Source organism: Dokdonella sp., assembly GCF_019634775.1.
GTDB lineage: Bacteria > Pseudomonadota > Gammaproteobacteria > Xanthomonadales > Rhodanobacteraceae > Dokdonella.
Genome location: NZ_JAHCAS010000001.1, coordinates 2123065 through 2142698, shown reverse-complemented (window position 1 = coordinate 2142698; position 19634 = coordinate 2123065). Strand labels below are relative to the sequence as shown.

At 66.7% G+C, this 19634-nt stretch carries 19 protein-coding genes and 1 tRNA gene; 10 read left to right on the top strand and 10 right to left on the bottom strand.

Annotated elements, in window-relative coordinates:
• The first annotated feature begins 5 nt into the window (after positions 1–5).
• A complete protein-coding gene (locus KF907_RS09175) occupies positions 6–632 on the top strand; it encodes a LysR substrate-binding domain-containing protein (RefSeq protein ID WP_068636845.1) in 627 nt (208 codons plus the stop codon).
• Positions 633–679: 47 nt separating this feature from the next.
• Here KF907_RS09175 and KF907_RS09170 read toward each other — a convergent pair whose 3' ends face one another.
• Together KF907_RS09170 and KF907_RS09165 are read right to left on the bottom strand one after the other, a co-directional pair.
• Positions 680–2533 carry a tyrosine-type recombinase/integrase gene (locus KF907_RS09170; RefSeq protein ID WP_124189372.1) on the bottom strand — a complete coding sequence of 618 codons (1854 nt, stop codon included), beginning with the start codon at positions 2531–2533 and terminating at the stop codon, positions 680–682.
• A gap of 238 nt (positions 2534–2771) precedes the next feature.
• Positions 2772–2845: transfer RNA gene (locus tag KF907_RS09165), tRNA-Gly, on the bottom strand.
• A gap of 292 nt (positions 2846–3137) precedes the next feature.
• On the opposite strand from KF907_RS09165, the gene KF907_RS09160 reads away from it, so the two are divergent.
• From KF907_RS09160 to KF907_RS09135, 6 genes are all read left to right on the top strand, one after another.
• Entirely contained in the window at positions 3138–5465 is a 2328-nt protein-coding gene (locus KF907_RS09160; RefSeq protein ID WP_291219903.1) for a DUF6600 domain-containing protein, read from the top strand.
• Positions 5466–5610: 145 nt separating this feature from the next.
• The gene (gene thiS / locus KF907_RS09155) at positions 5611–5811 is read left to right on the top strand and encodes a sulfur carrier protein ThiS (RefSeq protein WP_291219902.1); all 201 of its coding nucleotides are present in this window, start codon (positions 5611–5613) and stop codon (positions 5809–5811) included.
• Positions 5812–5883: 72 nt separating this feature from the next.
• Positions 5884–6672, top strand: coding sequence for a thiazole synthase (locus KF907_RS09150; RefSeq protein ID WP_291219901.1), 789 nt, complete (start codon positions 5884–5886; stop codon positions 6670–6672).
• Between the two features lie 2 nt (positions 6673–6674).
• Positions 6675–7391 (top strand): tRNA (guanosine(46)-N7)-methyltransferase TrmB, encoded by a 717-nt coding sequence (gene trmB / locus KF907_RS09145; RefSeq protein ID WP_291219900.1) that lies wholly within the window; start codon positions 6675–6677, stop codon positions 7389–7391.
• A gap of 46 nt (positions 7392–7437) precedes the next feature.
• Positions 7438–9291: an SLC13 family permease gene (locus KF907_RS09140; protein WP_291219899.1), complete on the top strand. Its 1854-nt coding sequence runs from the start codon at positions 7438–7440 to the stop codon at positions 9289–9291.
• 10 nt (positions 9292–9301) lie between these two features.
• The gene (locus tag KF907_RS09135) at positions 9302–9607 is read left to right on the top strand and encodes an adenine nucleotide alpha hydrolase family protein (protein WP_291219898.1); all 306 of its coding nucleotides are present in this window, start codon (positions 9302–9304) and stop codon (positions 9605–9607) included.
• On the opposite strand, the gene KF907_RS09130 is transcribed toward KF907_RS09135, so the two are convergent.
• From KF907_RS09130 to KF907_RS09115, 4 genes are all read right to left on the bottom strand, one after another.
• Entirely contained in the window at positions 9537–11336 is a 1800-nt protein-coding gene (locus KF907_RS09130) for a M56 family metallopeptidase (protein WP_291219897.1), read from the bottom strand. The two genes, KF907_RS09135 and KF907_RS09130, sit on opposite strands and share 71 nt — an antisense overlap.
• Entirely contained in the window at positions 11333–11734 is a 402-nt protein-coding gene (locus tag KF907_RS09125; RefSeq protein WP_291219896.1) for a BlaI/MecI/CopY family transcriptional regulator, read from the bottom strand. Before KF907_RS09125 ends, KF907_RS09130 begins: the two co-directional genes overlap by 4 nt.
• Before the next feature lie 70 nt (positions 11735–11804).
• The gene (locus KF907_RS09120; protein WP_291219895.1) at positions 11805–12287 is read right to left on the bottom strand and encodes a hypothetical protein; all 483 of its coding nucleotides are present in this window, start codon (positions 12285–12287) and stop codon (positions 11805–11807) included.
• Between the two features lie 149 nt (positions 12288–12436).
• Positions 12437–12778, bottom strand: coding sequence for a Rieske (2Fe-2S) protein (locus KF907_RS09115; RefSeq protein ID WP_291219894.1), 342 nt, complete (start codon positions 12776–12778; stop codon positions 12437–12439).
• Positions 12779–12896: 118 nt separating this feature from the next.
• Here KF907_RS09115 and KF907_RS09110 point away from each other — a divergent pair, with 118 nt between their 5' ends.
• Both KF907_RS09110 and yedA read left to right on the top strand, forming a co-directional pair.
• Positions 12897–13160, top strand: coding sequence for a hypothetical protein (locus KF907_RS09110; protein ID WP_291219893.1), 264 nt, complete (start codon positions 12897–12899; stop codon positions 13158–13160).
• Positions 13161–13268: 108 nt separating this feature from the next.
• Positions 13269–14183, top strand: a complete 915-nt coding sequence (yedA, locus tag KF907_RS09105) for a drug/metabolite exporter YedA (protein ID WP_291219892.1) — start codon at positions 13269–13271, stop codon at positions 14181–14183.
• Between the two features lie 105 nt (positions 14184–14288).
• Here yedA and KF907_RS09100 read toward each other — a convergent pair whose 3' ends face one another.
• The 4 genes from KF907_RS09100 to KF907_RS09085 are packed head-to-tail and all read right to left on the bottom strand — an operon-like array spanning position 14289 to position 18776.
• Positions 14289–15608 carry an ABC transporter permease gene (locus tag KF907_RS09100; RefSeq protein ID WP_291219891.1) on the bottom strand — a complete coding sequence of 440 codons (1320 nt, stop codon included), beginning with the start codon at positions 15606–15608 and terminating at the stop codon, positions 14289–14291.
• Positions 15609–15617: 9 nt separating this feature from the next.
• The gene (locus KF907_RS09095) at positions 15618–16781 is read right to left on the bottom strand and encodes an ABC transporter permease (protein WP_291219890.1); all 1164 of its coding nucleotides are present in this window, start codon (positions 16779–16781) and stop codon (positions 15618–15620) included.
• Between the two features lie 14 nt (positions 16782–16795).
• Positions 16796–17482 carry an ABC transporter ATP-binding protein gene (locus tag KF907_RS09090; RefSeq protein WP_291219889.1) on the bottom strand — a complete coding sequence of 229 codons (687 nt, stop codon included), beginning with the start codon at positions 17480–17482 and terminating at the stop codon, positions 16796–16798.
• 58 nt (positions 17483–17540) lie between these two features.
• Complete coding sequence (locus KF907_RS09085; RefSeq protein ID WP_291219888.1) at positions 17541–18776, bottom strand: efflux RND transporter periplasmic adaptor subunit; 1236 nt, start codon at positions 18774–18776, stop codon at positions 17541–17543.
• Between the two features lie 143 nt (positions 18777–18919).
• On the opposite strand from KF907_RS09085, the gene KF907_RS09080 reads away from it, so the two are divergent.
• The gene (locus KF907_RS09080) at positions 18920–19606 is read left to right on the top strand and encodes a fumarylacetoacetate hydrolase family protein (protein WP_291219887.1); all 687 of its coding nucleotides are present in this window, start codon (positions 18920–18922) and stop codon (positions 19604–19606) included.
• The last annotated feature ends 28 nt before the right edge of the window (positions 19607–19634 follow it).

The window sequence follows — 19634 nt, the reverse complement described above, 5'->3', positions numbered from 1 at the left end:
TGGACGTGGAATCGAGTGACATCACCGCCGAAATTCGCATGGCCGTCCTCGGCGAATGGGTGCCTCCCCAGCTCGCCGACGTGCTCGCTCTGCAGCGTGCCGAAGAGCCGGAGACTCATGCCGTCCTGGCCGGCTGGACAGATCCCGGTCGAGGCGCGGAGATGCCGGACGACGGCTTCGACTTCGCCTTGTCTGCGGTTGCCCGGCAGTGGCCTGGCTGGGTATGCGAACCGCTGTGGCATGACACGCTGGCGGTCGCCGTGGCCAAGCGCTCCCACCTGCTGGCCCACCGTGAAGTGCCGTGCGGGGAAGTGCTCAAGCAGCCCTTGATCTGCTCGCAGTCCACGGCCGATGAACCATGGCGCATGACCGTGCAGCGCGTGTTCGAGAACGCGCTGCAGGAGCGGGAGCAAACGGTGGAGACATTCGATGTGGTGATGACGCTGGTTGCCGCCGGGTACGGGATCACCATTGCGCCCGCCGCGAGACTGGCGAGCTACCTACGCCGAGGCATCGCCATGCGGCCGCTGGCCGGCGCACCAACGATCGTGATGGCTTATCTGCTCCGTCGCGAGGCTTCCTTGTCGGACACCCAGGCAAGATTCGCCCGCCGCGCGCGCTTGGTGTCCTGACGGACGCGCGGGGATCGCGGTTTCGCCACGATCCCGCATTCCTGCTGCTAGGCGACCCCGACTCGCGGCGGGGTCCATTCGCTTTCCTTCACGGCTGTGCTCACGGCCATGACGAGCTTGTCGAGATTGCCGGCCGTCACGCCCTCCAGTGCCGAACGCCCCCGCAGCATCGAGCGCGGCTGTAGCAGTGCATGGTAGATCTGCCAAGGGTCCGCACCCCTGGTTAGCTTCAGGACGGACTGGATCAGCTCGTGCTTGAGTGGGTCGAGGTGCCAGTCCGGCACGCGCTGGCCGCGGTTGCCTACGTTCAACGCCAGCAAGTTGCCCGCCTTGATCTCGTAGCTGATCCACCTGCGGGATTTGCCTGCCATCTTGGCAAACGCAGCGACGGGAAGGTTGTGCGGCGCTTCGAAGACATCGAACAGTTCCATCCTCTCGCGCTGAATGTCCGAAGGCACCAGCGGCGCGGCCGATCGAGGGGGCGGAACCGCCGGCAGCCGATGTGCGGCGGCAGAAACCAACGGCATGGCGTCGCCCGGCTTCGTCACGAGCAGGATTGGCGAAGCGGCAACCGGCGCGGAGGGCGCGCTTGCGGTTTGCTCACTCGGAAACGCGGGCACGCCTTCCAGATGCACGGTGAGCGGCATGCTGGCCGCCTCGACCTGGTTCTGCTCGAAGAGGTCGAGCCGATCGGCCCAGTCCTGCATCATGCGGCGACGCTGCTCCACGTACTCGGCATGGTTGTAGGTCGCGCTGACCTTGTTGGGATCGACATGCGAGAGCTGTGCATCCACCCAGACCTTCGGGTAGCCGATCTCGTTGAGCGCAGTGGACATCGTGCCGCGGATACCGTGTCCGGTCAGGCGCTCCTGATAGCCCATGCGTTTGAGCGCACCATTGAGCGTGTTCTCGCTGATGCGCTTCTTCAAGTCGCTGTCGTGCCGGAACAGGTGGCGCTGGGCCGGCTTGAACTCATCCAGCAGGTGCCGGACGATCTCCATGGCCTGAATCGACAGCGGCACGATGTAGGGCGGGATGTCCTTCGGCTGCTGCCGCTTCTTGCGCATATCCAACTGGAGTTGCTTCACGACGTCGGGTGGGATGATCCACAACCCCCGGTCCAGATCAAATTGATCCGGCATCGCCTGTCGCAGCTCGCCGGTTCGCACGCCGGTCAGCAGCAATAGCCGCAGCCCGAGCTGGGTCTGCCGCCTGCCGCGATAGCTGCGCAGACGCTGCAACAGCTTCGGCAGCTCGGCCATGCGCAGGAACGGGTTGTGGTTGACGGGTGGCAGCGGCAGCGCCACCACATCGAGATCGGCGGCGGGGTTCTGCTCCAGGCCCGGCACGATCACCAGCGCGTAGCGGAACAGTTGGTTGAACCACGTTCTGACTTTCTCGGCGACGGAGAGCGCCTTGCGCTTCTCGATCTTGGCGATCACCTCCAACAGGTCGGGACGCTTGATCTCATAGACCGACCGCTTGCCCAAGGCGGGCAGCACATCCTTGTCGAAGATGCGCGGAAGTATCGAAAGGGTCGTCTGCCGGCCTTCCTTGAGGCTGAGCCCGCGATGCTTGAGCCACTTGCGATACACCGCCTCGAAGGTGTTTTCGTCGGCGAGCCGGACAGCGGTGCGCTTCTGCTTGCGGTGAACGCGAGGATTGGTGCCTTTGGCCAGCAGGGCGCGCGCTTCGTCGCGCAGGCTGCGGGCCTCGCGAAGCGTCACCTCCGGGTAGGTGCCGAGCGACATCCGCTTCTGCTTGCCCGCCCAGTAGTAGCGGAAGTGCCAAGTCCTGCCCCCGGCAGCGGTGACGGCCAGGGAGAGGCCATCCAAGTCAGGGAGGGTGTATGCCTTGCCAGTTGCCTTGGCCTGCCGAACGGCCAGGTCTGAGAGTGCCATGCTCTTGCTCCTGAACATGAGTCAGGAACCAGATGCTGGTCACGTCGACCTCGCCCCTCCATCAACAATCCGGAATCAGCCGCACCCGCAAAAATGGACTTGTTTGTGGACTTAAAAGTCCCGGCTGTAGGCGGATCGCAGTGGACCGCGGCAGAACGTCAAAGAGAGGAAAAGTCCTTGTGTGGCAACGACTTGCAGGCTCTCTTGGACTTCTGCGGAAGTCCGCAGATTGATGCAGTGGAGCGGGTGAAGGGAATCGAACCCTCGTCAGTAGCTTGGGAAGCTACAGCTCTACCATTGAGCTACACCCGCTTGCAGCGCGCAGGGTAAACGCGCGGGGCTGGGCGCGGCAAGCCGTGCCCCGGCCCGGCGGCAGCCCCCTTGGTTCGACTCGGCACCCGCCCGCTCGAATGCAAGTATTCGTAAACTCCATGCCACTTGTGCAAGGCGTGGCCGTTTCGCGTTGCACGGATACCACTCATTCAGCCAGCGTGCGCTGTGATACGGCCGCGCGACGATCGTCCGCGACGGCGCTCCGGGGGTGGTCCCCGGCCCGGTCCGACACGCCACAGGAGAGTTCGAAATGCTCACCCGATTCCGATCCATGTCAGGCGCCCTCACGGCGATGCTTGCCCTGGCCGCGGTCGCCGTATCGACGCCGGCGCTGGCCGACCCACCCGGGCGCGTCGTTCGACTCGGCTACATGAGTGGAGACATCAGCTTCCAGCAGGGCGGTGACGATCGCTGGACCGAAGCCAGCCTCAACCGCCCGTTGGTACCCGGCGATGGCCTCTATGTCGATCGCGCCTCGCGTGTCGAAATGGAAGTCGGCGCCGCCACCGTCCGCCTCGACGAGCGCAGCCAGTTCCGCGTGCTCAACCTCGACGACAGCTTTGCCCAGATGGAGCTGACCGAGGGTGTGCTGAACCTGCGCGTGCGTCGCGTATTCGAAGGCGACAGCTACGAGATCGACACGCCGACCCTGGCCTTCGTCGTCGATCGGCCCGGCAGTTATCGCGTCGACATCGCCCCCGACGGATCTTCGACCATGATCACCGTCTTCGAGGGCGGCGGCACGGTCTATGGTGAAAACAACGCGCGCTATTCGGTCGACGGTGGTCGCAGCTTCCGCTTCTACGACTCGTCTCTGCGTGACTACGAAACCCTCAATCTGCCGCGCCCGGACGATTTCGATCGCTGGTGCCAGGAGCGCGATGGCCGCTACGAACGCTCGGTCTCGCGCCGCTACGTGTCGGAGGAAGTGATCGGCTACGCCGACCTCGACGACTACGGCAGCTGGAGCACGGTCGAAACCTACGGCTCGGTCTGGTTCCCGACCCGCGTCGACATCGGCTGGGCGCCATACCGCCACGGCCGCTGGATGTGGATCGACCCCTGGGGCTGGAGCTGGGTCGACCGTTCACCGTGGGGCTTCGCGCCGTTCCACTACGGCCGCTGGTGCCAGGTCGGCAGCCGCTGGGGCTGGGTGCCCGGTCCGCGCCACGTGCGTCCGGTGTATGCGCCCGCACTCGTCGCCTTCGTCGGCGGCCACAACTTCGGCGTGAGCATCAATGTGGGTGGTCCGATCGGCTGGTTCCCGCTTGGCCCGCGCGACGTGTACGTGCCGTGGTACCGCGGTTCGCGCACCTACTTCAACAACATCAACGTGCACAACACCACGATCATCAACAACATCCACATCACCAACGTCTACAACAATTATTCGCGTGGACGCCCGGTGAACAACTTCAACTACGCCTTCCGCAACAATGAGCGAGCGTTCTCTGCGGTCTCGCGTGAGGATTTCGTCGGTGCCCGCCAGGTCGACCGCAGCCTGCTGCGTGTCGACCGCGCCCAGCTCGGCCGTGGCGAGGTGCTGAGCCGCGTCGATGTCACGCCGGTCGCGGCGAGCTTCCGCGGCGGCAGCGAGACCGTCAACCGCGTACGCCAGCCTTCGGTCGACGTCGCGCGTCGCAGCGTCATCGCACGTACCGAGCCTACGCGCACCCCGGCGATCCAGAATCGCCTGCGTGAGATCGAGCGCAACGGCAACCAGCCACTCGCCATGAACGAGATGCGCGACATCGCGCGACAGGCGCCGGCACCTGCGGTGCGTGCGGAGCGCGTGCGCGTGGTCGGCAATGCTGCTGAAGGGACGCCGCGAACGGCACAGCCCCTGCCCCCGCGCGAGGCGGGCGAGCGCAGCCGTGCACCGGTCACCAGGACGGCCGTCGAACCGGTTCGTGATGCACGCACCGGTCGCGAAGATCAGCGCGCGCCGACTCCGGTCGCACCGTCGCGCAGTTCCCAGGGAATGGAGACACGCAGGCAGCCCGTGGATGCGAACGACCGCCGCTTGCCGTCGAGCGGCTATGCCCCCGCGCGCGAGACACGGATGCGCGAGGAGCGTGGCCCGCAGCCGTCGCGTGACGTGCAGGTGATCGGTCGCGATGGAAGCACGGCACCGGTTCGCACACAGGCGCCGACGAGCGAACGTCGCGTGGCGCCGCGCAGCAACGACGACCAGGGCAGGGGAATCGCGATTCCCCAGCGCCAACCCATCGAACGCCGCGAAAGCGTGCAGACTCGCCAGGCGCCGGTGCCGGTCGAGCGGCGCGAGCCGGCGCGGTCCGAGCGGAGCGCACCAATCTATCGCGACAACAGTCCGCAGCCGCGCAGCGTGCAACCGCAGGCACCACAGCGCATCGAGCGTAGCGTGCCGGTCCAGCAGGCGCCCCGGGTGCAGCCGCCGCAGCGTGTCGAACCGGCGGCGCCGCCCCCGGTCCAGCGGTCGAATCCGCAACCCGTCCAGCGCTCGATGCCGCAACCGACCCAGCGTTCCGCACCGCAGCCACAACCACGCGAGCAGGAGGCTCAGGGTCGCAGCGGTCGCCAGGACGGTGGCAATGAACGCAGGCGTCGCGAAGATTGATCCATAGCAGCGCTCGCGAGACCGACGACGCCACGCCTCAAGCGTGGCGTCGTCGTCTCTGGTGCCGGAAAGGTGCCCGTCACCGGGGCCTCGAAGGCCACGCCCTCCGCGCAGCCCGCGTTCGCAGGGGCTAGAATATGCGCCCATGAAGATCACGCTCAACGGCGAATCGCGCGATATCGATGCGGTGCGCACGGTCGCCGACCTGCTCGCCCATGCCGGCTATGGCGACCGTCGCGTGGCGGTCGAGGTGAACCGCGCGATCGTGCCGCGCAGCGAACATGCCTCGCGCGCGCTGGCCGAAGGCGACCGCGTCGAGATTGTCCATGCCATCGGCGGCGGCTGAGCACCGGCATCACAGGTCGACGCCGCCTCCCTCCATGAAGAACCTCCAACGACCACAGCGACCCGACCTTCGATGCCCCACCAAGACGATCTCCTGACCATCGCCGGACGCCCGTACCGCTCGCGCCTGCTCACCGGCACCGGCAAGTTCCGCGACCTCGAGGAAACCCGCCTCGCCACCGAGGCCGCCGGCGCAGAAATCGTCACCGTCGCCATCCGCCGCAGCAACATCGGACAGGATCCTGGCCAGCCGAACCTGCTCGACGTGCTGCCGCCGTCGCGCTACACGATCCTGCCGAACACGGCCGGCTGCTACACCGCCGACGATGCCGTGCGCACGCTGAAGCTGGCGCGCGAACTGCTCGACGGCCACACACTCGTCAAACTCGAAGTGCTCGGCGATGCGAAGACGCTGTTCCCCGACGTCGTCGAAACCCTGCGCGCGGCCGAGCAGCTCGTCGCCGATGGCTTCGACGTGATGGTCTACACCTCGGACGATCCGATCCTCGCGCGCCGCCTCGAGGAGATCGGCTGCTGCGCAATCATGCCGCTGGCCGCGCCGATCGGCTCGGGACTTGGCATCCAGAACCGCTGGAACCTGCTCGAGATCGTCGAGAACGCGAAGGTGCCGGTGCTCGTCGATGCCGGCGTTGGCACGGCCTCGGATGCAGCCATCGCGATGGAACTCGGCTGCGACGGCGTGCTGATGAACACGGCGATCGCAGGCGCGCGCGAACCGGTGCTGATGGCCCGGGCGATGAAGCATGCCGTCGAGGCCGGTCGCCTGGCCTTCCGCGCCGGGCGCATTCCGCGCAAGCGCCATGCCTCGGCCTCGAGTCCCATCGACGGCACGATCGCTTGAGCATGGGCGGACACGAAGCCATGGAGGACACCGACCGGCGCGGCCAGCACGAACGTCGCGTGCGCAGTTTCGTGCTGCGCCAGGGCCGCACGACGCCGGCCCAGGAACAGGCCTTCGAACGGCACTGGCAACGCTACGGGCTCGACTACACGGGCCAGCCGCGCGATTTCGCCGCCGCCTTCGGCCGCGTCGCGCCACTGGTGCTCGAAGTCGGCTTCGGCAACGGCGAGCAGCTGCGGCATGCCGCGCAGCACGAACCGCAACGCAACTTCATCGGCGTCGAGGTACACCGACCGGGTGTCGGCCGCCTGATGAACGCGCTCGCCGCCGACGGCAGCGACAACGTGCGCATCTATCGCCACGACGCCGTCGAGGTGCTCGCGCACGAAGTCGTCCCGGCCGGCCTCGACGAGGTGCGCATCTACTTCCCGGATCCGTGGCCGAAGAAGCGCCACCACAAGCGCCGTCTCGTCCAGCCCGGCTTCATCGATCTCGTCGCCACGCGCGTGCGCGCCGGCGGCCTGCTGCACCTGGCCACCGACTGGGCCGAGTACGCCGAACAGATGCACGCCGTGGTCGGCGCTAGCGCACACTGGCGCAACCTCGCCGAACCGGGACCGTGGTCGCCACGCCCGGCCTGGCGCATCGAGACCCATTTCGAACGCCGCGGCCTGCGCCTCGGCCATGGCGTATTCGACCTTCTTTTCGTGAGAACCTGATCGACCACACACCTTCCGCGACGACGAGACCGCAGCCTCCCGCCCGATGGACATGAGCCTCACCCTGACGACCGAAATGGCCATCGTGCTCGGCCTGCTCGCGTTCACCCTGCTCATGCTGGTCCTCGAGTGGATCCGTGCCGACCTGGTGGCCCTCCTCGTCATCGTCGTCGTCGGCGTGACCCGCCTGATGCCGGTCGACCGCCTGTTCGACGGTTTCGCCGGAAACGCCGTCATGTCGCTGATCGCAGTCATGATCATGGGCGCAGGGCTCGACCGCACCGGCGTGCTCGGCAAGGCCGCCTCGTTCATCCTGCGCCTGGCCGGCGGCGTCGAGGCGCGCGTGTCGAACCTGGTCAACGCCATGGTCGGCAGCATGTCGGCGATCATGCAGAGTCAGGCACTGGCCACGCTGTTCATGCCGGTGGCGAGCCGCATCAGCGCACGCACCGGCATCCCGCTCAAGCGCCTGCTGCTGCCGATGGCGTGCTGCATCCTCGCCGGCACGAACATCACGATGATCTCGAACTCGCCACTGATCCTGCTCAACGATCTCATCGCCAGCGCGAACCGCAACCTGCCGCCCGGTGCCCAGAGCATCGAGGCGTTTCCGCTGTTCTCGATCGCTCCGATAGGCATCCCGCTGCTGGTGATCGGCCTCGTCTACTTCGCCTGGCTGACGCCACGGCTGTGGCCGGGCGACGACGAAGAGCGTCAGAAAGTCACCCCGGGACGCACCGAGACCTACTTCGCCGAGACCTACGGCATCGATGGCGAGGTCGTCGAACTCGTGGTCACCGCCGAGAGCCCGTTGGTCGGCATGAGCGTCCTCGAAGCGGAACAACTGCACGGCGCGCCGTTGGTGCTTGCCCTGAAGACCGGCAACGAGGCGCGCCTCGCACCACCCGGCGACCAGATGATCTGGGTCGGCAGCGTGCTCGGCGTGCTGGGGAAGCGCGAAGCGGTCAACGAGTTTGCCAACAACCAGTTGTGCCGCGTGCAGCCACGCTTGCGCCATTTCGGCGACATGTTCAATCCGACCCGTGCCGGCATCGCCGAAGCGGTGATTCCGCCGAATTCACGCTGGATCAAACAGCTCGTCGGCGACCTGCGCATGCGCAAGCGCTTCGGCATCAGCGTGCTCGCGGTGACGCGCGGCGAGCAGGTGTTCCGTGAAGACGTGCGCCAGATAGCCTTGCGGCCCGGCGACACGCTGGTCCTGCACGGCCTTTGGCGCGACCTGTCCCTGGCCGCCGAATCGCGCGATTTCGTCGTCGTCACCGATTTCCCGCAGGACGAACAGCGCCCAAGCAAGATCTGGCATGCGGTGACGTTCTTCGCCCTGGCCATGGGGCTCGGCCTGTTCACCAATCTGCCGCTCGCCCTGGCCATGCTGGTCGGCGCCAGTGGCATGCTGCTGGCCGGCGTCCTCAGCATGGACGAGGCCTACCACGCCATCAACTGGAAGACGATCTTCATCCTCGCCTGCCTGATCCCGCTCGGCGGCGCGATGGACTCGACCGGCACCGCGGCCTGGATAGCGCAAGAGGTGATGGTCTACCTCGGCGGCCTGCCGCCCTGGGCCATGCAGGCCTTCATCGCGATCCTCGCCCTGCTGCTCTCGCAGGTCGTCTCCAACGTCGGTGCGGCGGTCATGATGGTGCCGATGGCGATCAACATCGCCCTCGCCTCCGGCGGCAACCCGGCCGCGTACGCGCTGATCGTGGCGATCTCGACCTCGAACACCTACCTGCTGCCGAGCGCGAACCCGGTGATGCTCGTGGTGGCCGGACCGGGCGGCTACCGGCGCAGCGACTTCCTGCGCGTCGGCCTGCCGCTGACGATCATGATGCTGGTCGGTACCCTGGTACTGGTGAATCTCGTGTTCAATCGCGGCTGACGCGGACCGCATGCCGCGCCGCGTACTGCTGTCCTCGCGTTCCGGCAAGGACAGCGCGTGGTCCCTGCATGTGCTCCGGCAGACGCCGGATGTCGAAATCATCGGCCTCCTGACCACCATCAACTCGCCGCATGATTGCGTCACCATGCATTCGACCCGGCGCAACATCCTCGAAGCGCGGGCGGTGGCTGCCGGACTCACCCTCCAGTCGATCCCGTTGCCGTGGCCCAGGGAACAGGTACCGGTCAGCGAGTTCCACTCGCCGGAGGGTCACCCGGCGCTGGCTCCACACCGGCCGGCGTCGCCGGGCTCGTGAAAGCCAGCGGCGCATCCGTCTGGGCAGCGACTGTCTCCAGTTCGACCTCGGTGGACAGGCCAAGCACGCGCGCGGGACGACACAGATGCGAACCGGTTGAGCGCTGGCAGGCACCCGCTTCCTCGATGAGGCCACGCGAAATGCCGGCGAAGACGAAATCCTGACGGAAACGCTGGCCGCTGACCCGCGCGGAATCGCGTGGATCGAAGCGCCACTGGCGCAACGCATGGCGTGCAGCATTGGCGAACATTCCGCGCGCGTCACCAGAGACGACGTTGATGTCACGCACACTGCCGTTGCGCTCGAGTGAGAACTCGAACTCCACATGGCCACGCGAGTCGTCGGAAGCAACTTCCGGATAGACGGGATCGACGCGACGCACGAGTTTGGGCGCACGGCTCGGTTGACGAAGCGGACGCACCTGCGGCACTTCGGCGGCGGGAACCATCGTCGCCTCCAGGTCGGAAACCTCGAACGCCGCGGCGGCGACCGCACCCTCGGTCCTGGCCGGTGGAGGCACGGGGAGCAACACCGGAACGGGCGCGCCATCGTCGCCCTCCTCCTCGGTCCGGTCGGGCAAGGCGGGAGCCGATGAATGCTCGCTCCCTGCGGCTGCCAGCGGCGGATCGAGCCTGGGCAGCGCTATATCGGCCGGCGCAACGGACGTGTCGAGCCGGTCCATGATCGGTGCGGCTTCGCGCGAGGCGACCGGGTCCAGCGTCCGCGCCGTGACCACATCGTCGTCCCAATGCGATATCGCCAACGCCACGGCGAACACGCCAACCCCACCGGCAAGCGCGAACCAGGCACCGCGCGGGCGTGCATCGGGCATGGATGGCAGGCCGACGATGCGGCGCACGCGATCGAGCAGACGTCCACCCGAAGCCGCGACCGCCAGTTGCGGCGGAAGCTGGCGCAGGTGTTCCAGCGCTGCCAGTGTGCGTGCGTACTCGTGCGGCTCGCCTTCGGTCAGGTGCAACACGAGACGGTCGCAGCAGATCTCGCGGTCGTGGCGAACCTCGCGCGAGATCCAGTGCACGACAGGGTGGTAGAAGAGCAAGGTCTCGATCGTCGCCTGAACGAAATTGACGAGATGATCGTGGCGACGCAGATGGCCGAGTTCGTGGGCAAGGATCAGCTCGAGCTGATGGCGAGGAAAGCCGAGCACGACGGCTGCCGGCAGCAGGATCACCGGATTGAACCACCCGATCAGGGTCGGCGTGTCAAGGTGTCGCGAGACCAGCACGCAAACGCCACGAACCCCACCGAACCGCGCAGCCACACGCATGAACAATGCATCGACTTCCGCCTCGCGCCACGCCAGGCGCGTGGCGATGTGCTCGAGCGCGCGCCACTGGCACAGCGCACGCGCGGTCATGATGACGACTCCGGCCACCCAGGCTGCAACCAGCCACGACAGGTCGATCGAGGCGAGGAATCCGGTCGCACCCACACCGATGGGTGCCATCGCGAGCGCCGCCAGTTCGACCGACGCACCTGCCTCGGCCACGACTGCCGACGGTCGCAGCAGCCACAGTGTGACGAGTGGACAAGCCACGAGCGCTGCCAGCGCAACAAGCCCGACCGCATAGCGGGCCTCGCCGTGATCGCGCGGGATCAGCGCGCGCACTACGGCATAGGCGAGACCGACTGCGGCACCCTGCCAGAGGAAATGCACGAGCATCCAGCCAAACGCGTGGATCCACGCCTGCAGGCCATCGACACTCACCGACTGATCCTCGACTCAAGGCGGTCCAGCAGCGCACGGATCTCCTCGAGTTCCTCGCGACTGGCCTTCTGCCCACCACCGAGCGCCTGCAGGACGAGTTGCGATGGCGAGCCGTCGAACACGCGCTGGACGAGATCGGCGAGGAAACGCTTCTGCGTCGAGGCCTTGCTCACTACCGGACTGTAGACGTGGGCACGCTGCGAATCATCACGCTCGACCAGGCCCTTTGCGTGCATGATCTGCAGCATCTTGAGGGCCGTGGTGTAGCCGGTTCCGTCTTCGCGATAGAGCGCCTCGTGGACGTCACGCACGGTCGACGGGCCGCGCTCCCACAACGTGTTCAGGATCGCCAGTTCCGCCTCGGTCGGCTTTGGCAGATTGTCGGATTTTCCCTGCATTGCATCGAACTCCTGCGACGACTTGCATGCCAAGCCCGCTCCATGTGGACCGAGCCCCGTTCCAGCTCGATCAGATACCGCTTCCTCGCGTGCCCAGTGGGCGGCGCTCGCGCAGGTCCGTCCGTGCCGCGTCACCGCGCGCACGACGCTCGGCCACGGTCATGCATACCTTCTGCGCACGGTTCGAACCGATCGTGCGCACCTGCTCGCAGATGAGACGATCATCCTCGTTGCCGCTGAGGACGGCATTGATCTCCTCGCTCGCATTGATGAGGGCAAGCTCGTCCTTGCGGCCGAATTTCGCACGCATCTGATGCTTGTCGTACAGGCCCTGCAGCACATCGAGCTGCTTGCCGACACGCACCTGCTCCTCGCTCGAGAGCTTGTCGTACTTGCCGCCTTGCGCCATCTCCCGACGCAACTCGTCAGCCTGCTTGCGAAATTCGGCAGCGCTGGTCGCATCGAGCGGAAACACCACATTCGCTGCCGACGCCGCCATCGGGACGCACAGGCCGAGCATGAGGATGGAAGACAGGATCAATCGGGAAAACATGGGCGTGGATCTCTCCGGAATGTTGGGCTGGGGCGACACGGAAGGTGGCGGTCACGCCCGTTTCCCCGTGCGGATCGCAGCCTATTCCGGTCCACCACCCCTGTCAACGACGACTATCGTACTTTGCCGGGGCTGAAGGGTGTCTGTGTTCAGCCGGCATCCGCCGCAGCGATGACCTTGCCGTCCTCCACCCGCACCGGGATGGCAACCAGGCCGCTGCGGCAGGGGCCGCCGACGCAAGCGCCCGAGGCGACCGCAAAGGTTGCCCCGTGCGCGGCGCAGGTGATGCGACTGTCCTTGACCAGAAAGCGGCCCGGCACATAGTCGAGCGCCCTGCCCGCATGCGGACATTCGTTGTGGTAGGCGAACACGCGTCCACCTTCGCGCAACAGGATCACCCCGAAGCCACCGGTCGCCGATTCGATCGTCACGCCGATCGCGCCACCATCAGGGATCTCTTCGAGACGACACAGGAATGGAGCTTCGTTCATGCCAACCTTCGACACTTGCGCGCAATGCGGACCGCCCCAAGACTAGGGACGCTTCGATGTATTCCGCAAGGGCGCGGTGCCTGCGCGAGCGGTCCACGAAGCCGTACGAGGAGCCGCCATGCTGCATGTCCAGTTCCGTCCACGCCATCCGCTGGCGCGCTTGCTCGCCGGCGTCCTCGCCCTGCTCGCGCTCGCCGCCGTCATCGCGCTCGGCGTGTTCGCTCTCGCCGCCCTGATCGTGGGTGGCCTGCTGTGGTGGGGCATCAATGCCGTGCGCCGCACCTTCGGCGCGCCGCCAGCGCCCGTGCAATCAGCGACATCGGAGGTGATCGACGGCGAGTTCACCGTCGTCCAGGTGCGTCCGCAACGTCCTTCGCGCTGAGTCCGTTGGCTCCACACCGCCACGGCCGAGTGGCCCTGTCGGCGTGGGCCGGGTAGCAGCGACGATGACCACCCCCTGTCCTGTCTTCGTTCGATCGAACTCGCGCCGATGAACCTGGCCCCGAATCCACGCGTGCTGGTGCCGCTGGCCCTGCTCGCGGTCTACCTCGTCTGGGGATCCACCTATCTCGCGATCCGCCTTGCCCTCGAAAGCTGGCCGCCGTTCACGATGGCGGCGACCCGCTTCCTCGTCGCCGGTGGTGTGCTGTACGCCTTCCTGCGCTGGCGCGGCATGGCCGCACCGACGCGCCCCCAATGGATCAATGCGGCGTTCAGCGGCACCCTGCTGCTCGGCCTCGGCAACGGTCTGGTCTGCTACGCCGAACAGTCGGTGGCCTCCGGCATTGCCGCCGTCGCGGTGGCCGGCATGCCGCTGTTCGCGGCAGTCTTCACCGGGCTGTATGGGCAATGGCCGCGACGTGCGGAATGGCTCGGTCTCGCTGTCGGCTTCGCCGGCGTGATCCTGCTCAATCTCGGTGCCGGCATGAGCGCAGCTCCGCTCGGCGCGATCGCGCTGATCACCGCTGCGGCGGCCTGGGCGTTCGGATCGGTGTGGAGCCGCCGCCGCAACATGCCACCGGGAGCGATGAACACGGCCGCGCAGATGCTCTGTGGCGGAGCAGCGCTCACCCTCGGCGCACTGCTCGCCGGCGAACGCCCGCCGGCATCGCCGAGCCTCGACGCAACCCTCGCCCTGGTCTATTTGATCGTGTTCGGCTCGCTGCTCGCCTTCACCGCCTATCTCTACCTGCTGCAGGCGGTGCGACCCTTGCTGGCGACGAGCTATGCCTATGTCAACCCGCCGGTCGCCGTGCTGCTCGGCGCCTGGTTCGGCGGCGAAACGATCCATGCTGGCGACGTCGCCGCCATGGCGATCATCCTCGCCGGCGTCGCCCTGATAACGCTGACGAAATCGCAACCGCGCGTGCCAGCCGGAAGGCCCGGTCCGAACGTGGAAGATTGATTTCCGCAGGGGCTCAGCCCGTGCGCGATTGCTCTTTGGCGACCGTGCGACGAGCGCGCGCAGGGCGCGCTCCCACAGCCAGGATCATTTGTCGAATACGTCGTGTCACGACTCGCGCAAAGCGGTGGTGACCGGCAGGCTTGCAGCGCGCAGGGCCGGCAGCAGGCCGCCGATGAAACCGATCGCCAGCGCCCACTTGAGCCCGTTCGACAGCAACGCCGGCGACACGCTGAACTGGAATACGACCTGACTGAAGTTCGCCCCCAGCGTCGACACCGAGTAACTGTCGAAGATCAGCCAGGCGACCAACCCGCCGAACACGCCACCGGCCAACGCAAGCAACATCGTTTCGAGCATGACCGACACGATCACCGGCGGCGCACGAAAGCCGATCGCGCGCAGCGTGGCGATCTCGCGCGCCCGCGCCGCCACGGCGGCATACATCGTGTTGAGCGCGCCGAAGATCGCACCGATCGCCATGATGACCGCGATGGTGATGCCGACTACGCGGATGAGCTTGCTGAGGCCTTCGGACTGCGCGGTGTAGTAGTCGAGCGTAGTCTTCGCATCGACCTTGAGGCGTGGATCGGTCGCGATCGCGGCCTTGAGCGAGTCGAGTGCCTCCGGCGAGGTCAGGCGCACGGTCATCGACTGGTAGCCGCCGGTACGCCGGTACGCGGCCGCCACGGTGTCGACGTCGCCAAGCAGTTCCGATTCATGCGCATCACCCGATTCGAACACGCCGACGATCGTCCACTGCTGGTTGTTGAGGTTGATCGACGCGCCGGGTTCGAGTCCGGCGAACTGGTTGCGCGCCCCGCGGCCGACGATCATCTCGCGCAAGCCCGGGGTGAATGCGCGACCCTCGACGATCTTCACATTCGGCCGCACCGCCCAGGCCTGTGGCCCGACGCCGCGCACCTCGACGTTGGCATCGGTACCGCTCGATTTCTTCGGCAGGTTGGCGACGACGACGAGTTCCGGCGAGGCGATCGGCCGACCCTCGGCATCACGCAGGATGCCAGGCAGTTGCCCGAGCAGGGTGACATCCTGGCGACCGAGACCAGAACTCAGTTCGGCGGTGGCGCCACCGCGCAGGATGATCGCGGTCGAGGTATCGCCGGTGCTCTTCAGGGTTCGGCTGAGGCCTTCGCCCATCGCCAGCAGCGCAACCAGCACACCCACCACACCCGCGATGCCGACCACGATCACCGATGAGGCGCCGAGGCGCTGACCAATCGTCGACACGCCGATCCAGGTCGCCGATGCGGCCTGCCGGCCGCTGCGCGTGAGCAGCATCCATGCACCGAGCAGCGCAGCCAGCACGATCAGGACCGACCACGGCAGGATCACCCAGAGGGCGACCGAACCCAGGATGAGCAGGGTGACGCCGAGGCCACGAAGGATTGATTTGAGGATGCGCATGCGGGTCTCCTATCGGCCAGCCAGGGCGTCAACGATCTTCAGGCGCATCGCGCGCAACGCCGGCAGCACGCCGACGAGCAGGCCGATCGCAAGCATCACCGCGATGCCGACACCCCAGGTACGGGCGCCGACCGGCGGCAGTTGCAACATGCCGCCGCTCGCCGCTTCGAGCGCCGGCAGGATCATGGCGACCAAACCGAGTCCGAGCACGCCGCCGAGCACGATCAACAACACTGCTTCGGCAAAAACGAGACCGAGCACGCTGCGGTCGGAAAACCCCATCGTCTTCAGCGTTGCCAGTTCCGGAATGCGCTCGCGCACGGCCTGCGCCATGGTGTTGCCGGTCAACAGCAGCAGGGTGAAGAACACGGCGGCCATGATCGCGCTGACGATCAGGCCGATATCACCGAGCTGCTTGGCGAACGAGAGGCTGAATGCCTGCTCGGTCTGGGTTTTCGTCTCATGGTCTGAGTTCGCCGACAACGCATCGATCGCCTTGGCGACGCTGTCCGACTGTGCCGGATCGGTGACCCGCAGGATGATCCAGCCGACCTGGCCGGAGCCATAGGCGTTGGCTTCGTCGAAATAGTCCCAGCGGAAATAGAGCTGCTGTTCGATGCCGCGCAGCTTTTCCTCCTTCACGCTGAAGGTGCCCACCAGGTCGAAGGTCCAAGTCGTCTCGCCACTCGCCCTGTCCGGGAAGATCGCGCCGGTGACCACGACCTTGTCACCGGCCTTCCAGCCGAAACGTTTCGCCAGCGCCTCGCCGACGATCGCGCCGGTGCGCGTACGCTCGAACGCCGCGCGCACCTCGGGTGCAATGGCGATCTCCGGGTAGACATCGAAATAGTTCGAGCCGATCGCGATGTTGAAACCCTGATTCTTCGGGTCCTTGTAATAGCCGCCGAACCAGTTCGCCCAGGTCACCACTTTCACGCCGGGCGTGGCCTCGATGCGCGGCAGCAGGCTCTGCGGCAGGCTCTGGATGATCGAGAAGCGCGACGCGACGACCATGCGATCGACGCCAGCAGCCTCGCCGCCGGAATTGAACGCGACACGTACGCTGTCGAGCAGGCCGAAGAGCACGAACGCGGCCATCACCGACAGCAGCGTCAGCGTCGTGCGCGTCTTGCGCCGGAACAGCGCTGCCCAGACCAGATGGAAGTATTTCATCGAAACTCCTCCGCTCAGGTCATTGCCTGCTCGACCAGCGAGCCCTTGTCCAGATGCAAAGTGTGCGTGGCGTATTCGGCGGCCTTCGGATCGTGGGTGACCATGATGATGGTCTTGCCATGCTCGCGGTTGAGCTGCTGCAGGAGGGTCAATACCTCCTCGGCGGCCTGGCGATCGAGGTCGCCGGTCGGCTCGTCGCAGACCAGCAGGTTCGGATCCGACACGATCGCGCGCGCGATGGCGACGCGCTGCTGCTGGCCGCCCGAAAGCTCGCTCGGCTTGTGGCTGGCACGATCGGCGAGGCCGACGAGCTGCAGCGCGATGGCCGCATTGCGTTTGCGTTGCGCGGCCGAAAGACGGGTCAGCAGCAGCGGTACTTCGACATTCTTCTGCGCGCTCAACATCGGCAGCAGGTTGTAGAACTGGAAGACGAAGCCGACGTTGGCCGCGCGCCACCTTGCCAGCGCGCCGCCACCGAGGCTGTCGATGCGCTGGCCGCCGACCGCGATCGCGCCGCTGCTCGGCGAATCGAGGCCGCCGATGAGATTGAGCAAGGTCGTCTTGCCGGATCCCGACGGCCCCATCAGGGCGAGGAAGTCGCCCTGCGCGATGTCGAGGTCGACGTTGTGCAGCACCTCCACCTTCTGCTTGCCGCGCGCATAGACCTTGCTGACGCCGCGAATCTCGACGATGTTCGTCATGTTGCCTCCAATGTGCATGCCAGCCGTTGCCGGCGACGCCTGATTCGATGATTGCCGACTACCTGTCGCTGACGTCCACACGCGCACCATCCGCCATTTCCGCCGGAGGAGCACGCACGACGCGTGTCGAAGCGACGATGCCTTCGACCAGACGCAGTTCGCCATGAGCCTGACCCGGCGTCACCGCCTGCACTCGCACGCGCGCGCCATCGATGACGAACACGACGCTGCGCCCGTTGCGCTCGACGATCGCCGTGGCCGGCACCAGCACGCCCTTCGGCGGCGGTGGCGCGGCATCGTCCGATGTGGACCCTTCGTCCATGAACGACACGCGCACGCCCATGTCCGGCAGCACGCGAGGATCCTTCTGCTCCAGGCCGATGCGCACCTTGACCGTGGCCTTGCCGCGGTCGGCGGTCGGGATGATCGCGATCACGCGCGCAGGGATCTTCCAGTCCTGGTAGGCATCGAGCACGGCCTCGGCCGGCGCACCGGCGCGCACGCGGTTGATGTAGGCCTCGTTGACGTCGACCTCGACCTCGAGCGAATCCATGTCGACAATCGTGCCGACGCCGGTGCGGGTGAAGCCGCCACCGGCGGAAAGCGGCGAAACGATTTCGCCGACCTGGGCCGCCTTGGCGATGACAATGCCGGCGAATGGCGCACGCACGGTGGTGTAGTCGAGCTGTACCTGGGCGCTGCGCAACTGCGCCTCGGCGAGGTCGACGAAACGCTGTTGTGCGGTGAGCTGGGCGACCAGCGCGTCGACCTCGGTGCGCGCCGCCTCGGCCGCCTGGCGCGAGACAAGCTTGCGGCCGACCAGATCATCGAGGCGCTCGCGGTCGCGGCGAGCCTGGTCGAGGCGGGCGCGGTATTGACCGACCTGGGCGCGCGCCTGGGCGAGCTGCGCCTCGGCCTGGCCAAGCGCGGCACGCTGTGCGGTGTCGTCGAGACGCGCGAGCACCTGGCCGGCCTCGACGCGCTCGCCTTCCTCGATCAGCACTTCAGCCATCGTGCCGGTGATCTGCGCCGACACCGTGGCCTGGCGGCGCGCGGTCACGTAGCCGGTGGCCTGCAATACGGCCGCCGGCACGCTACCGGCACCGGCCGGCGGCGCCGCCAACGCAGCATCGATCACAAATGGCTTTGGTGTGCCGAACAGCCACCAGCCGAGCACGGCCATGAGCAGCAGGGCCACCGCCAGGCCGCCGAAGATCCACGGCCCGGTGCTGCGCGCTTCGGAGGCGTTGCGGTCGATGCGCAACTGGCGGAGAAGTTCAGCCTTGGAATCCATGCACGTTCCTGCGCCCTGACGAGGCCAGCGAGTCTGCCATAGACTGATGCGCACCCGACCTTGCCGAAAGACACTTTCTTCATGCATCCGGGATGACGATTGTCAGGCCTGCATCGCCCTGCCTGCCCGAACAGGAACCATCGATGACCTACGCGCTCGCCCCACATGCCATTCCCGCGATTCCCGTCGCCGGTACCGACCTGCGCTTTCCCGTGCACCGCATCTATTGCATCGGCAGAAACTACGCCGACCACGCCGCCGAGATGGGCGCGAGCGTCGACCGCACGCAGCCGCTGTTCTTCATGAAGCCGGCCGACGCGATCGTCATCGACGATGGCGACGTACCCTACCCTCCCGCCACGCAGGACCTGCACCACGAGGTCGAGATGGTCGTCGCCCTCGCCCGCGGCGGCCGCGACATCGCCGTCGCGCACGCGCTCGAGCATGTCTACGCCTACGGCGTTGGTCTCGACCTGACCCGGCGCGACCTGCAGGCGAACGCGAAGAAGCAGGGCCACCCCTGGGACACCGCGAAGGGCTTCGACGCCTCGGCGCCGGTATCGGCGCTGCGCCGCGTCGCCGAAGTCGGCCATCCCGCTGCAGCCAGACTCATGCTCGAGGTGAACGGCGAACGCCGCCAGGAGGGCAATATCGCCCACATGGTCTTCAGCGTGGCCGAGATCATCCACGAGCTTTCAAAATATTACGAGCTCGAATCGGGTGACCTGATCTTCACCGGCACCCCGGCCGGTGTGGCCGCGCTGCATCGTGGCGACCGCTTCCGCGCCGAAGTCGAAGGTGTCGCGGTACTCGAAGGGCGCATTATCTAGGGATGCTGCGGGCATCCTGCAACGATAT